This is a genomic window from Aureibaculum koreense (assembly GCF_034296135.1).
In the GTDB taxonomy this organism is placed as follows: Bacteria; Bacteroidota; Bacteroidia; order Flavobacteriales; family Flavobacteriaceae; genus Aureibaculum.
Window position 1 is genome coordinate 62,766 of the sequence record NZ_JAXKVV010000006.1, and the last position, 15,728, is coordinate 78,493.

Annotated in this window: 16 protein-coding genes; 14 read left to right on the forward strand and 2 right to left on the reverse strand. The window is 34.1% G+C overall.

Features of this window, described 5'->3' with window-relative positions:
- Positions 1-82 precede the first annotated feature (82 nt).
- The 8 genes from UMM65_RS07405 to UMM65_RS07440 all read left to right on the forward strand — a co-directional run bounded on the left by UMM65_RS07405 (position 83) and on the right by UMM65_RS07440 (position 8,143).
- Entirely contained in the window at positions 83-781 is a 699-nt protein-coding gene (locus UMM65_RS07405) for a DUF6630 family protein (RefSeq protein ID WP_321975859.1), read from the forward strand.
- A gap of 106 nt (positions 782-887) precedes the next feature.
- On the forward strand, positions 888-1,589 hold the full coding sequence (locus UMM65_RS07410; RefSeq protein ID WP_321975860.1) for a hypothetical protein: 702 nt from the start codon (positions 888-890) through the stop codon (positions 1,587-1,589).
- A gap of 91 nt (positions 1,590-1,680) precedes the next feature.
- Positions 1,681-2,268, forward strand: a complete 588-nt coding sequence (locus tag UMM65_RS07415) for an acyl carrier protein phosphodiesterase (protein WP_321975861.1) — start codon at positions 1,681-1,683, stop codon at positions 2,266-2,268.
- Between the two features lie 7 nt (positions 2,269-2,275).
- Positions 2,276-3,994, forward strand: coding sequence for a gamma-glutamyltransferase (gene ggt / locus UMM65_RS07420; RefSeq protein WP_321975862.1), 1,719 nt, complete (start codon positions 2,276-2,278; stop codon positions 3,992-3,994).
- A gap of 239 nt (positions 3,995-4,233) precedes the next feature.
- Complete coding sequence (gene yidC / locus UMM65_RS07425) at positions 4,234-6,153, forward strand: membrane protein insertase YidC (protein ID WP_321975863.1); 1,920 nt, start codon at positions 4,234-4,236, stop codon at positions 6,151-6,153.
- 100 nt (positions 6,154-6,253) lie between these two features.
- On the forward strand, positions 6,254-6,652 hold the full coding sequence (locus tag UMM65_RS07430; protein WP_321975864.1) for a cupin domain-containing protein: 399 nt from the start codon (positions 6,254-6,256) through the stop codon (positions 6,650-6,652).
- A 109-nt stretch (positions 6,653-6,761) separates the two neighbouring features.
- A complete protein-coding gene (locus tag UMM65_RS07435; protein ID WP_321975865.1) occupies positions 6,762-7,577 on the forward strand; it encodes an AraC family transcriptional regulator in 816 nt (271 codons plus the stop codon).
- A gap of 74 nt (positions 7,578-7,651) precedes the next feature.
- Positions 7,652-8,143: a VOC family protein gene (locus tag UMM65_RS07440; protein ID WP_321975866.1), complete on the forward strand. Its 492-nt coding sequence runs from the start codon at positions 7,652-7,654 to the stop codon at positions 8,141-8,143.
- A 110-nt stretch (positions 8,144-8,253) separates the two neighbouring features.
- On the opposite strand, the gene UMM65_RS07445 is transcribed toward UMM65_RS07440, so the two are convergent.
- Positions 8,254-9,387: a cysteine desulfurase family protein gene (locus UMM65_RS07445; protein WP_321975867.1), complete on the reverse strand. Its 1,134-nt coding sequence runs from the start codon at positions 9,385-9,387 to the stop codon at positions 8,254-8,256.
- Between the two features lie 71 nt (positions 9,388-9,458).
- Between UMM65_RS07445 and UMM65_RS07450 the strand changes: the two genes are divergently transcribed.
- From UMM65_RS07450 to UMM65_RS07470, 5 genes are all read left to right on the forward strand, one after another.
- Positions 9,459-10,295 (forward strand): hypothetical protein, encoded by an 837-nt coding sequence (locus UMM65_RS07450; protein ID WP_321975868.1) that lies wholly within the window; start codon positions 9,459-9,461, stop codon positions 10,293-10,295.
- 1 nt (position 10,296) lies between these two features.
- Positions 10,297-10,587, forward strand: a complete 291-nt coding sequence (locus UMM65_RS07455; protein WP_321975869.1) for a DUF2752 domain-containing protein — start codon at positions 10,297-10,299, stop codon at positions 10,585-10,587.
- 24 nt (positions 10,588-10,611) lie between these two features.
- Positions 10,612-10,803: a CCC motif membrane protein gene (locus tag UMM65_RS07460; protein WP_321975870.1), complete on the forward strand. Its 192-nt coding sequence runs from the start codon at positions 10,612-10,614 to the stop codon at positions 10,801-10,803.
- Between the two features lie 172 nt (positions 10,804-10,975).
- A complete protein-coding gene (locus UMM65_RS07465; RefSeq protein WP_321975871.1) occupies positions 10,976-11,353 on the forward strand; it encodes a DUF2752 domain-containing protein in 378 nt (125 codons plus the stop codon).
- Between the two features lie 152 nt (positions 11,354-11,505).
- Complete coding sequence (locus UMM65_RS07470; RefSeq protein ID WP_321975872.1) at positions 11,506-12,486, forward strand: OmpA family protein; 981 nt, start codon at positions 11,506-11,508, stop codon at positions 12,484-12,486.
- A 55-nt stretch (positions 12,487-12,541) separates the two neighbouring features.
- Here the strand turns inward: UMM65_RS07470 and ytxJ are convergent, their stop codons facing one another.
- Positions 12,542-12,925, reverse strand: coding sequence for a bacillithiol system redox-active protein YtxJ (gene ytxJ / locus UMM65_RS07475; protein ID WP_321975873.1), 384 nt, complete (start codon positions 12,923-12,925; stop codon positions 12,542-12,544).
- Between the two features lie 211 nt (positions 12,926-13,136).
- Between ytxJ and clpB the strand changes: the two genes are divergently transcribed.
- Positions 13,137-15,725: an ATP-dependent chaperone ClpB gene (gene clpB / locus UMM65_RS07480; protein ID WP_321975874.1), complete on the forward strand. Its 2,589-nt coding sequence runs from the start codon at positions 13,137-13,139 to the stop codon at positions 15,723-15,725.
- Positions 15,726-15,728 lie beyond the last annotated feature (3 nt).

Sequence of the window (15,728 nt, forward strand, 5' to 3'; positions counted from 1 at the left end):
TTGTATTTATAAAATTAATATTATTTCACTAAAATATTATTAATTTTCGTGTGTAAAAGCGAAGTGTAACTAAAGTAACTCTATGAAAAGAACACTACTCTCTATTTTAACATTCACGGTATTCACTTATGTAGCAGTCGCTCAGGCAACTGACTACAGCAAAGTTATTTTCAGTAGTAAAATATACGAATACAAAAATGACGAACCCAGAACTCAAGAATTGGGCATCGACAAGGATTTATTGTCCAATATTGTTGATAACCTTGGTGATTCGTTATATACGGAAAAAGAAAGAAAAGACATTGTTGACAAAGCATGGTTAGCTTTTTCAAATCCCAAATTATTTGATTTCGTATATAAAGATTTTGCCGTTAAAACCATTAATAATTGGGGGCAAGTAAATGCTAAAGGCGAACTGGTCTTAGAACCCAACCCTTATCTTACCGAATGGACAATTAATAGTGACGAATTCCCGTACTTTCAACTGGCCTTAAGTAAAATATTAAGTCATTATGATTTAATTACTTATGGTGATGACGCTGAAGGTGTGCAATCATCTTTCAATGAATTGCTAATTACAAAAAACATTAACTTTCAAGATCCAAAAGATGATGATTGGGCGTATTCCTATTTGGAAACCATTAACAAAGAATTAGCTCCTAAAGGATTGGTAGCCTTGGTTACAAAAGGTTACTACAATATTATTGTATGTAAAGTTGAAAAGAAAGAAGAAATCACCGAACTCTTTAAAAAAATTGAATGGGATTTTATTCAACCATAAATTTTAATAAAAAAATTATACTCAAATAATTAAAAAACCGTTCTTTAGGGAGCGGTTTTTTCCATGAAACTACCCAACACCAATTGATAACATTAAAACAGATTATATGAAGAAGATATTATTGCTTGGTATCGCAGTTATAGCGTTCAATTTTAACAGTTGGTCACAACCCGATTATGCTGAAATACGTTTTTACAGCACAATAAAAGAATACAAAAAAACCAAACCAAATATAGAAACTGAAGGGTTTAATATACAAAAGGAAGATATTTCAACTATTATTTCTCTATTGGGCAGTTCTTTTTATAATGATGAGGAAATCAATGATATAACTGAAAAAATTTGGTTGGCATTAATAGACCCGAAAAAATTTGATTACGTTTTTAAAGACATTGCCGTTCAATCCATTCCAAATTGGAATAAAAAGAACTTCAAGGGCGAAATTGTTATAGAGCCCAATCCTTTTTTGGCAAAATGGACCAACGCCCAAAACGATTTAGTTTATTTTAAAGAAGCCTTGGGGCAATTGCTCACATTTTACAAATTAATGGGCTATAGTGAAGAAGCCAAGGGAGTTAAAAAAGCATTGGCAAATATGCTACATACCGAAAAATATAAATTCAGACCCATTAGAAGTGATGATTGGACAAGTTACTATCTAAATTCCGCAAATGCAGTAATTAACCCCAAAGGATTGATTGCCATGCAGTCGAATTTTGATTTCTTTGTTTGCAAAAAAGAAAAGAAAGACAGTTTAGTTGCTCTATTTGAAAAGATGGACTGGCATTTTAGTATCCCTGAAAAATAAGTAAAATTTTGCAATTTCGATTGAGCTACTATCTGTAAAAACTGCCTACTGAATACTGCGGACTGAATACTTTTTTCCCTATCTTTCCCAAATGAATTTTTTGGCACATATATATCTTTCTGGTGATAACGATGAACTTAAAATCGGGAATTTTATTGCGGACGGCATAAGAGGTAAACGTTATAAAAAATATCCTTTAGATATTCAAAGAGGAATTTTATTGCATCGGCAAATAGATTCTTTTACCGATGCACATCCTATAGTACGTAAAAGCAAAAAACGGTTACACCCCAGGTACAGACATTACGACGGCGTTATTATAGATATTTTATATGACCATTATTTAGCCAAAAATTGGTCAAATTACAGTCAAACTCCATTAAAAGATACTGCTCAGGAATTTTATGCACTATTAGAATTCAATTATGACCTATTGCCCAATAAAATTCAAAATTTATTGCCCTACATGATTAAAGGAGATTGGTTGTATAATTATCGTACTTTAGAGGGTATTGAAAATGTATTGATAGGTATGAACAGACGCACAAAAAACATTTCTAAAATGAACTTGGCAATTGAAGACCTAAATCTATATTACACTGAATTTGAAAATGATTTTAAAGTTTTTTTCGAAGATTTGCGTGTATTTTCTTATGAGCAAATAGAGTTATTAAAATAATTAAAAAATGAAAAAACTACTAATTCTTCTATTTGTTGGTTTACTTATTGTTAACTGCAAAAAAAGCGAACCTAAAACATCAACGAGTAAAACTCAAGCCAAAACCGAAAAAACCTATGGCTTTATAGCTGATTCAGCAATGGTGGTTTCTGCAAGAGAAGAAGCCTCTAAAATTGGTATTGCTGTTATGAAACAAGGTGGCAATGCCTTTGATGCTATGGTCGCTACCGATTTGGCATTATTGGTTTCATTTCCGTTTGCAGGCAATATTGGTGGTGGTGGATTTATGGTGTATCGTTTAAACGATGGTAAAACCGGTAGCATAGATTATCGCGAAAAAGCTCCATTGGCAGCCACAAAAGATATGTACTTGGATAAAAATGGAAACATAATTCCCAATAAAAGCACTTTAGGTGCTATGGCGGTTGGTGTTCCCGGAACGGTTGCGGGACTGTTTCAAGTACATAAAAAATTTGGGACAATACCAATTGAAAAATTAATACAACCTGCTATTGACTTAGCTACTAATGGTGTTGTGGTTACTAAAAACCAAGCCAGAATGCTCAATGCCTACAGGCATCTTTTTGAAAAAGCCAATAATAGAACTATATTTTTAGATAAAGAGTGGGAAGTCGGTGACACCATCAAATATCCTGCCCTAGCAGCCACCTTAACCAGAATTAGGGATAATGGCAGGGATGAGTTTTACAAAGGTAAAACAGCGGACATGTTGGTTAACTATATACAAAAATTAGGAGGTATTATCACCAAAGAAGATTTAGCAAAGTATGAAGCCAAATGGCGAGACCCTATTACCTTTACTTATAAAGGAAATAAAATTATATCAATGTCGCCACCATCTAGCGGAGGTATTTGCATTGCCCAGATTTTAAAAAGTATTGAGCCTTATAATATCGGTCAATATGAACATAATTCACTGGAATACATTCAGTTAATTACAGAGGCAGAACGACGAACCTATGCGGACAGATCGGAATTTTTAGGTGATCCCGATTTTGTACCTATTCCTGTTGATACTTTGATTTCACCGTATTATTTGTCGCAAAGAATGTCCGATTTCAGTTGGGACAAGGCAACAAAATCTACTGATATTACTTATGGACAAATTACATTGCCCGAGAGCGAGGAGACCACACATTATTCAATCATTGACCAGTTTGGTAATGCCGTAGCGGTTACCACAACTTTGAACGGTGCTTATGGATCTAAAGTTTATGTGGAAGAAGCCGGATTCTTTTTGAACAACGAAATGGACGATTTCAGTTCTAAACCCGGAGAACCCAATATGTTCGGTCTGTTAGGTGCAGAAGCTAATGCCATAGCTCCGCAAAAGCGAATGCTAAGTGCCATGACCCCTACTATTGTTGAAAAAGATGGTAAACTGAAAATGGTAATTGGAACACCTGGTGGTTCAACAATTATCACTTCTGTTATGCAAAATATTTTAAACGTGTTGGAATTTGATATGACCATGCAAGAATCGGTTTCCCAGCCTAGATTCCACCACCAATGGTATCCTGATGATATAAAATTTGAAACTACTTTTGACACATTGGTTTTTTCAAGATTGCGGGAAAAAGGCTACAACATAGACCAAAGCGATTCTAGAATTATTGGTAAAGTAGATGCCATTTTGGTATTACCTGACGGAAAATTAGAAGGTGGTGCCGACCCAAGAGGCGACGATAGTGCCATAGGATTTTAGATTATTATAATCTGTCATTCCGACGCAGGAGGAATCTCATAAACAGTAAGTGTAATTTTAAAAGATTCCTTGTATCTCTTAATGACAAGATGATTTAACTTTTTTATAACCTACGGCTGAACAATCTTTTAACAAAATATAAGCCTATATGGCTAGTTTTTTATATTTTCGCAGTCTCAAAAACCCATCTGTTTTTTACTCTACAAATTTTGAGAACAATAGGGTTGATTTTATAGATTATGGAAGAAAAGAAATTTGACGTAAATTCCCTCATCGGTTTTTTATTATTAGGTGCCATAATGGTTTGGTATATGTACACCAACCAGCCTACCCCAGAAGAACTTGAGAAACAAAAAACCGAGCAAAGACAAGATTCGACTCAAAAAGCGAATCAACAACAAATTGCTCAACCCGATACTAAGGTTATTGACTCCACAATAACAACGGTAAATCCTACAGATTCTTTGGCATTAACTAATGCCCAAAGCCAATTGGGCGTATTTGCGTACAGTGCGACATTACCGTCTGCAACTGCTAATGAAACTGTACTTGAAAACGATTTGGTAAAAATTAAAGTGGGCAATAAAGGTGGGCAAATTACCGAAGTAGAGCTAAAAAACTTTAAAACCCATGACCAAAAACCCTTATATCTGATTAAAGATAATAATGCACTTTTTAATATCAATTTTGCGACTACCGATAATAGAACTTTAAACACAAAAGATTTATTTTTTGAACCTACTTTGACCAAGAATGGTGAAAATCAGGTGCTTTCCATGAAACTAAAAGTATCTAACAATCAGTTTTTAGAATATCGTTACGAAATAAAACCTGGTAATTATATGCTTGATTTTGCCATCAAATCACAAGGGATGGACCGGGCAATAAACACTTCGCAATCTTTACAACTGGATTGGGATTTAAAAGCTTATCGTCAAGAAAAAAGTGCCTATGCCGAAAATATGTACAGTTGGTATTATTATAAAGCCGACGATGATGTCAGTTATTTAAGCTCTGATGACGAAGATGAATTAGTTGATGTAAACTGGGTTGCCTTTAAGCAACACTTTTTTACCTCCATATTAAAGACAGATACACCGTTAAGTTCTGCCAAGGTTATTTCAAAAGATTTGATCGAGGATGATGAAAAGGATACTATTTTTACAAAAAAATTCAGTATTTCTGCACCGTTAAACATGAAAAATGGCGAGTTGGATTATGCCATGAACTGGTATTACGGCCCAACGGATTTTAATGTTTTCAAACAATACAAGGGCACGGACATTAAAGAAGTTGCCGATCTGGGTTGGGGTATTTTTGGATGGATAAACAGAATTATATTTATACCGGTATTTACATTTTTAAGTTCTTTTATCGGTAATTATGGCCTGATTATAATTTTAATGACCATTGTTGTACGGATCATTATGTCTCCCGTTGTTTACAAGTCGTATTTATCAAGTGCAAAAATGAAGGTATTACGCCCTGAAATGCAAGAGATAAACGAGAGGCTTAAAGGTAAAGAAAATGCCATGAAGCGTCAGCAAGAAACCATGGCGTTACAGCGTAAAGCAGGTGTAAGCCCATTGTCTGGGTGTATTCCCGCATTGATACAAATGCCCGTATTTTTTGCGTTGTTCAAGTTTTTCCCAACGCAGATAGGGTTACGTCAAAAAAGTTTTTTATGGGCGGAAGACCTAGCGTCTTACGATACCATTGCCAAATTACCTGAGTGGCTTGACATTCCTTTTTATGGAAACCACGTAAGTTTGTTCCCCATTTTGGCTTCGGTTGCTATTTTCTTTTATATGCGTATGACTCAAAGTCAGCAAATGAACATGCAACAACCTACACAAGAAGGTATGCCCGATATGGGCAAAATGATGAAGTATATGATGTACTTCTCCCCTATTATGATGCTCTTTTTCTTTAACAATTACGCCAGTAGTTTAAGTTTATACTACTTTGTATCTAACTTGTTAACCATTGTAATTATGTTGGTGATTAAGAAATTTATTATTGACGAAGATAAAATCCATGCTCAAATACAAGAAAACAAGGCCAAGCCCGAAAAGAAGAAAAGTAAATTCAGACAACGTTTGGACGATGCCATGAAACAAGCCCAAGAGCAACAGGCACAGCAGAAAAAAAAGAAGTAAATTTTAAAAACCGAAGCTTATTGTTTCGGTTTTTTTATGCGATTAACAATTTGATTTTTCGATAAAAAGTACGACCTTCGTTTAATATGACTTAAACTAAATGAATAAAGGAAAATCAAATAAGAGCTACTTTGGTCTGAAGTTCATTGCGACCGGGAATGAAACTGGAGGAAAATATTTCTTGAGCGAAACTATTATTCCGTCCGGTGATAGTGGACCGCCAATTCATAGTCATTCAAAAGAAGATGAAAGTTTCTTTGTACAAAGTGGTAAGTTGACGTTCAATGTTAACGGAAAAGAATTTGAATTGAACAAAGGAGAATTCTTAAACATTGAAAAGGGAGAAAAGCATACATGGAGAAACGACTCTGACAAAGATGCAGTAGTTTTAGTAACTTTTGCACCAGCTGGAATCGAAAATATGTTTGTGGAATTGGATGAGGATATATCTAAAATTAAGGAGGTTGGGCTAAAATTTGGAACTGAGTTCGAACTCTAAAAATGGGAAAGCCTATACAACATAACAGATATAAAGGCACACTCTATCTCGATTGTGCAGAATCATATCCAAATTGTTAAGAACAAGCTAAAAAACGAACAAAATATTAATGAACTATCAAACATTTCGACCACATTCAGATCTAGAATCACTCGTTAGTTGCTATTGGACTTTGGAAGTACCTGTCCAAAATGAAACGCAAAAACAACGGATTATACCTGATGGTTGCATTGAAATGGCTTTTATTCTTGGAGATGACATAAAAAGATATACTTCCGAAGATAACTTTATTCTTCAACCTCGTGCTATGGTTCTCGGACAAACCATTGAACCATTTTATATTGAGCCAACAGGTTACGTCAACACATTTGCAATTCGCTTTTACCCTTATGGTTTTGCAAACTTTGTAACCGTACCTATCGAAGATTTAGCAAATAAGGAAACACCAATAGAATTGCTATTTGGAACAAAGACCGCTAAAGAATTGGAACAAAATATTATTCAAGCAACAACCACTGAACAACGGATAGAAATCATTGAAAAATTTCTTTTAGATAAGTTAAATGACCTAGTAATTATTGACAAAATCGTAAAAAAGACCATTGAATCACTTCTATCAACAAATGGAAGTGCTTCTATAAACTCAATACTTAAAAGTGACCTGTCAAAAAGAAGACAGCTTGAAAGAAATTTTAAAAAACAAATTGGAGTTAGTCCGAAACAATTAGGTAAAGTAATTCGATTGCAAACAGCATTAAAAATGCTGCTTAACCATAAATCTGAAAACTTGACCAAAATAGCATACGAAAGTGAATATTTCGATCAAGCACATTTCATAAAAGACTTTAAGGAGTTTACCGGAATTAATCCAAAGGAGTTTATGGACAATGAGAATATGGCACTTTCAACGCTTTTCTACAAGTAGATTTAGGTGTCGCATTTTTACAATTTAAAACGATTTCCTACACATAAATTTGTCCCATTATTAAACAGTTTAACATGAAAAGTATAATCTTGGGTGTAATAATCATGGCTTTCAGCCTTATATCGTGTAAGAATAAGAACACTTCAATTTCTGAAACGAACATTAATGATTCAACCCAAACTAAAAATGTAAAAAATATGAATAGTTTTATTTCAATTTTTGAAATTCCAGCAACGGACATTTCAAGAGCAATCGGTTTTTATCAAGAAATTTTAGGAATTAATATTGAAAAAATGGATTTTCCTGAAATGGAAATGGGCTTGTTTCCTTATCAAGATCAATTGGTAACAGGAGTGATAATGAAAGGAGAAGGTTACCAACCTTCATCGGAAGGAGTAACTATCTATCTTAATGGTGGCGATAATCTTCAAGTAATTCTTGATAAAGTAGATGAAAATGGTGGAAAAACAATTATTCCAAAAACACCTCACGCAGACGAAAGTGGCTTTTTTGCTATTTTTCACGATTCTGAAGGAAATAAAATTGGACTTCATTCACCAAATTAAAAAAGAGCGAACGCACAACATTTTGTATAAGCCATAGCTGAGTTCAGACTCCTCTGTGGCTTTTCTTATAGAAAAACTACTACGGCTTATAAGAAGAACGTTTAAAGAAATCAAACTAGCCCCTTCAACACCTCAACCGTTTTATCAATCTCTTCTTTGGTATTGTATTTACCAAAAGAAAAACGGACCGAAGTATTTTTAGCCTCATCTTCAGATAAAATAGCATTTAAAACATGTGAGCCTTTGTTGCTTCCACTTTGGCAGGCACTTCCGCCAGAAGCCGCAATTCCTTTTAAGTCTAATTGAAACAGCAACATGGGCAATGTTTTTGGAAAACGAACATTTAAAATGGTGTAAGTACTATTTTCTAAATCAGCGGAGCATCCGTTGAACTCCACATTAGGCAAAGTACCTTTTAGTTTATCAATAAAGTACTTTTTTAATTCCGTAATGTGTTTTCTGTCCGCTTCAAGATTTTCCAATGCAATGTCCAACGCGGTTTGCATTCCAGCAATTTGCGGTACATTTTCCGTTCCCGCTCTCGCACCACGCTCCTGCTCTCCTCCAATTAAAATAGGTTTTATACCAAATCCTTTTTTGATAATGGCAAATCCCACTCCTTTTGGCCCATGGAATTTATGGGCACTTGCCGTTATAAAATCTATAGGTGTTTTTTGCAAATCCATTTTAAAATGTCCAATAGCCTGAACGGTATCGGAATGAAACAGAGCATTATTGGCAATACAAAGACCAGATACTTTTTTAATATCCAACAGATTGCCCAATTCATTATTTATGGACATTAAGCTGACTAAAGTTCTATTGAAATTATCCTCCAATAACGCTTCTAAATGTATGTAATCAACCATTCCTTTTTCGTCTAAATCCACAAAGTCAATGGCAAGGTTAAACTCATTCATTAAGGCTTCAACGGTATGCAATACAGCGTGGTGTTCTATTTTTGTAGTAATAATTCGTTTCACCCCTAAATTAACAATGGCATTTCGTAAAATCAAATTATCGGCTTCACTACCACCTGCGGTAAAAAAAACTTCACCAGCAGAAACGTTAAAGTGCTTGGCAATGCTTTTTCTAGCTTCTTCAACTACCACCTTAGCTTTTCTTCCCAATTGATGGGTAGAAGACGGATTTCCGTAAACGGTAGTCATTACCTCTGTAATTCGTTCAATTACGTTAGCATCTATTGGCGTTGTTGCAGCATTGTCAAGATAAATTGTACTCATGATTGCAAAAGTAATCAAAATTAACAGTAACTATTTTTACTTTGTAGTGCATTTCTGTTATTTTTGTCCGTATGAATAGAATAATAATACTTTTTATATTTTTAGCAACATTGTCCTGTGACGATGGTAATTTTGACATACCAGAATTTCAATTTTCATCAATAGATCCTGAAAGTTGCGGAGATGTGGTGCTTTACAAAGTCAATGAAAATGAAACACTAATTATTGAAATTAATACAAGCCTTCCAGATGCTGTAGATTCTTTTCTTACCAATAAATGGGATAATGAGGTATTCACAGTAAGCGAATCGGGAGCTAATAAAATTATTTACAGAACTTTATCCGAAAAACCTACCAATAATTATTTCTGTCAAAATATACCGCCAACCAGCCCAAAAGTTATTAGCGAGTGGATTGGGACCGGTTCTATATTGGTTAATACTGAATTTTCAGAAGACGACAATGACAATGTGGACGAAGAAGTTAATGAGGATATAGATTTAGATAAAGATGGTTTTCCAAATTATATCGATTCAGATGATGATGGCGATGGCATACCTACCTCCCAAGAAGATTTAGATGGAGATGGCGACCCCACAAACGACGATACCGACGGAGATGGTATCCCTGATTATTTAGAAGAAGATGATGATAATGATGGTACGTTAACTAAATTTGAATCAAAGACTGAAGATGCCAACGGAAACGATATTGTAGATTATCGAGACCCAGAAACTACAACTAAATTACCCGAAGCTAGACCAGTAAAAAATAGCTATGACAAAATTTATGTGCATACCATTAGAATTGAGCCTCTAAAATTAACAAATGAAAATGGCAACCCGATCAATCGGGATGTATATGAATTTGGCACAATAGAGGAAATAAAAACCGAAACCCAAGAATAATATGAGCATTGTCTCTTTTTTAGAAGAAAACATGCTTTCATGCCAATGGAAAAAAATTGGTATGGAATGTATGGGCTGTGGTATGCAACGTTCGTTGATTCATTTGCTGAAAGGGGAATTTATTGAGGCTTTTTATATGTACCCTGCCATCTATACTTTAGTAAGTATGTTTGTATATTTGGGCTTTCACTTAAAATTTGCTTTTAAGAACGGACATAAAATTCTATTATTTTTATTTATTGGTAATGTGCTGATAATGCTTAGTAACTACATCTTAAAATTTATTAATTAACTAAAATCAAAAAGAATCAACATTATGGAAAAACAAAACTTACCAAACGCAACGCTCATTTTAGTAATGGGAATTCTATCTATTGTGGGAGCTTGCTGTTATGCTTTACCGGGCTTATTGTTCGGCATAATCGGTCTGGTACTCGCTACAAAAGACACCAAATTGTACAAACAGGCCCCAGACAACTATTTAAATTATGGCAATGTACAGGCCTGAAAAATAATGTCTATTATAGGATTAATTTTGTCTATTTTATTTCTTCTTTCAATTGTTTGGGTAATTATGTATATTGGATGGGATGTAATGCAAGATCCAGAATTATTACAAGAAAGATTAGAAGAACTGCAAAATCAGTAAGCTAATAATTGTGAAATACAAGAAAATAATAATGCTGTTACTTTTAGTGGTAACAGCATTATTTTATTTTAGTATAAACCCAAATAGAGTTGATTTTCTGTTAAAATGCCCTTTATACTCAACTACGGGTATTTTCTGCCCTGGCTGTGGAAGTCAACGTGGATTTCACAATTTACTGCATGGTAATATTTTAGCCGCTTTACAGAATAATATACTATTGGTTTTAGGGCTGATTGGGCTGTTATATCACTATGGCATACAATTCAGTAATCATCTTTTCAAAACTACGTTCAAGAGTTTTTTTGACAATAAAAAAGCGGTATATTTTGTAATTGTTTTGCTCTTGTTATTTTGGATAGTAAGGAATATTCCTATGTCCCCTTTTAATTTATTAGCTCCAACAAATTAAGCAACATTTTTAGTTTATTTAAAATTTAGGTAGGACTTTTGCTTTCTTAATTGTTCTATATATAACCAACTTCCCGAACCTAAACCACACTATTAATCCTAATATTAAGGGTTAATAGCATTTTGTATTAACATAAATTTAAAATTTACGCTATGAAAAAGTTAATTTTAACAGCATTTTTAATGCTATCAATGTCCATATATTCGCAAGAATATAGCAGAATAACCATTGAACCTTCAATTGGTATTACAAAGATCCAAGATATAACCTCTTTTAGGTTTGCCAATTACAATCTAGGTGGCAGGTACATGTTTAACAATAAGTTTGGTGTTCGGTTAGCAGCAACTTACACGGATAATATTGAGAATTACACGTCAATTACCTTTCAAGGGGTAGCCAATGTGGGCAGAATGCTAAACTTTGAAGATTTTACAGATAAATATACCATATTACTTGGCATTGGTGGAGATTTTACATACCTGCATAAAATAAATAACCCAAAGATATTTAGACCAAATACAAATTTTCATTTAATGGCGAGTATTGATAACCTATATAAAATCAATAAAGATGTAGCATTAAAAGCGTCTTTAAATGTTGTTACTGGTATTAATGATATTCAACAAAGTGATCTTTACACTACAAATTCCATAGGTATAAATTTAGGTATTTCGTATACTTTAGGAAAAAAAGACCATATTGATTGGTATGTTAAGGAAATTGAACCAATTGTTATCGATAGTACCAAAACTATAATTGAAAAACCCGTTATAAATAATTACATCACTAAAGAAAGCGATTGTAATTGTAGCCAAAATGAATATGTATTCTTTGATAACGATAAATCAGAAATAAAAGAAACCGGTTTAAATGCTATTGCCAAGATCGTTAACTATTTGAAGGCTAATGCTGAAAAAGAAGTAATATTAATAGGTTATGCTTCTAATACAGCTAATACAACTGCCAAATATGACAACTCCCTTTCAGAAAAAAGAGCACAAACAATCTTTGAAAAACTAATGGAATTAGGTATTTCTGCGGGTAGAATAAACTTAGAATTTAGAGGAAAAGATATTGATAAAAAGGAAACTTCATTTGATTTTGCCCGAAGGGTAGAATTATTAATAAGGTAAATTAGACCTTTATATTAAAATAAAATATTTTCAAAACTCCTGAAATTTAAAAATTTTAGGAGTTTTCTATTATTTCTAAACTTAATAAATCGTAATGAGAAGCATACTTTACCGCTTTTCCGTTTTTTATAATGAGTAATTGTGGAGACTGATGAACGACATTAAATATTGAAGCAACTTCATTAGAGATATTTCTAAAATTCAATAAATCAAGATAGTACAAATCAACTGAATCGTCAATTTCTTTCTTTTCAAATTGACGAATTACGCCACTGCTAATTCCACATCTTGTGCTGTGTTTAAAAATAACCTGTGTTTTGGATTTTGATTTTTCTACAATTTCATCCAACTGTTTGTTCTCGGTTAACGGAATCCAATTAATTTTAGGTTGTTCGGTTTTAGTACTGCTTTTTCCAAAAAGACTTTTTAGTATTCCCATATAACTAATTCAAGTATTAAAGTTCAAAGTTAACTAATTTATCGCCAATTAAAAATTTATGAACTTTACCAAAATCTTTATGATTCGTGAGTGAAACGCACAGGAAAGACAAAAAGTCATCAAATATTTCAAAATACGGTCATTTTGTCCTGCTTTATATCTTTTTAATCAATGGAACACAAATTGCTCTTTATCCATAAAAAAAAGACAAATGAATTTTAATAACTATACTATAAAATCACAAGAAGCCGTACAACAAGCTCAGCAAATTGCACAAGGCTTTGGACATCAACAAATTGAAAATGCCCATATTTTAAAAGGTATTTTTGAAATTGATGAAAACGTTACTCCTTTTTTACTCAATAAACTAGGGGTTAATGTTGATATTTTCAAACAAACATTAGATAATATAATTGCTAGTTTTCCAAAAGTTTCTGGAGCAGAATTGATGCTCTCTAGAAATGCAGGAACCACCCTTACCGATGCTGCCAATATTGCTAAAAAAATGAAAGATGAGTATATCTCTATCGAACATATTTTATTGGCAATCTTAAAATCAAAAGATGATACTGGGCAGCTAATGAAAGATAACGGTATCTCTGAAAAAGATTTAAAAGCAGCTATTGAAGAATTGCGTAAAGGCAGTAAAGTAACCAGTCAAGGTGCAGAAGACACTTATAACGCTTTGAGCAAATATGGTAAAAATTTAAATCAGTTGGCCAATGATGGTAAACTGGATCCCGTTATTGGACGTGATGAGGAAATTCGTAGAATACTGCAAATTTTATCACGAAGAACGAAGAACAATCCTATACTTATTGGTGAACCAGGAGTGGGTAAAACCGCTATTGCAGAAGGTTTGGCACATAGAATCGTAAAAGGAGATGTTCCTGAAAATCTAGCTGAGAAAATAATTTATTCGTTAGATATGGGAGCATTAATTGCTGGTGCTAAATATAAAGGTGAATTTGAGGAAAGGTTGAAATCCGTTGTAAAAGAAGTAATTTCCGCTGACGGACAAATTGTACTCTTTATCGACGAGATTCACACGTTAGTTGGAGCTGGTGGTGGACAAGGAGCAATGGATGCCGCTAATATTTTAAAACCCGCTTTGGCAAGAGGTGAACTGCGTGCTATTGGTGCAACAACCTTGGATGAATATCAAAAACACTTTGAGAAAGACAAAGCATTGGAGCGTCGTTTCCAAAAAGTAGTGGTTGATGAACCCGATACAGAAAGTGCCATTTCAATATTACGCGGTATTAAAGATAAATACGAAACACATCATAAAGTACAAATAAAGGATGATGCGATTATAGCTGCCGTAGAACTTTCGCAACGTTATATTACGGATAGATTCTTACCAGATAAAGCTATTGACCTGATGGATGAATCAGCCGCTAAGTTACGTATGGAAATCAATTCTAAACCCGAGGAATTGGACGTGTTAGACAGAAAGATAATGCAATTGGAAATTGAAATTGAGGCCATTAAACGTGAAAAAGACGAGAAAAAACTGAAAAGTTTAAAAGAGGAAGTCGCCAATTTAAAAGAAGAACGCGAGAGCATTTATGCCAAATGGAAAAGTGAGAAAGAAGTTGTAGATCAAATTCAAGCCGCTAAAAAAGCCATTGAAGAATATAAATTGGAAGCAGAAAAAGCTGAACGAAATGGTGAGTATGGCAAGGTTGCTGAAATTCGTTATGGTAAAATAAAAGGTGAGGAAGAAAAGCTTGCTGAGCTGCAAAAAGATTTGCAAGAAAATCAGGAAAATGCCTTGATTAAAGAAGAAGTTACCGCTGAAGATATCGCAGAAGTTGTAGCTAAATGGACGGGAATTCCTGTTCAAAAAATGTTACAGAGCGAACGCGAAAAACTATTGCAATTGGAAGATGAACTTCACAAACGTGTTATTGGACAAGATGAAGCCATTCAGGCTGTTGCTGATGCGGTAAGGCGTTCAAAAGCAGGGTTGCAAGATAGCAAAAGGCCTGTTGGTAGTTTCTTGTTTTTGGGAACAACAGGGGTTGGTAAAACTGAGTTGGCAAAAGCCTTGGCAGAATATCTATTTGATGATGAAAGTGCCATGACCAGAATAGACATGAGCGAATATCAAGAACGCCATGCGGTAAGCCGACTGGTAGGTGCACCTCCAGGATATGTGGGTTATGAAGAAGGTGGGCAATTGACGGAAGCCGTAAGACGCAAACCATATTCTGTGGTGCTGTTGGACGAGATAGAAAAAGCACATCCTGATACGTTTAATATTTTATTGCAAGTGTTGGATGAAGGTCGCTTAACGGATAACAAAGGCCGTGTTGCCGATTTTAGGAATTCCATTATTATTATGACTTCGAATATGGGTTCAGAAATCATTCAAGAGAATTTCAAGGATTTTGATATGAACAATCGAGACCAAGTAACTGAAACCACTAAAGTAGATGTATTGGGCTTGTTGCGAAAAACCATTCGTCCGGAATTTATAAACAGGATAGACGAGATTGTAATGTTTACACCTTTAAATGAAGCTGAAGTTACGCAAATTGTAAATCTACAGTTAAACGGTTTGAAAAAAATGTTGAAAGAAAAAGGTATTACTTTAGATTCTACCAATGAAGCCATTGAAAGTCTATCACGCCAAGGTTTTGACCCACAATTTGGTGCAAGACCTATAAAGAGAGTGATACAGAAAAAAGTGTTAAACGAACTGTCAAAAGAAATGTTAGCTGGAAAAGTAACCGCAAACAGTTCGATTTTGTTGGATGCCTTTGATGATAAATTGGTGTTTAGGAATAAGTGAATG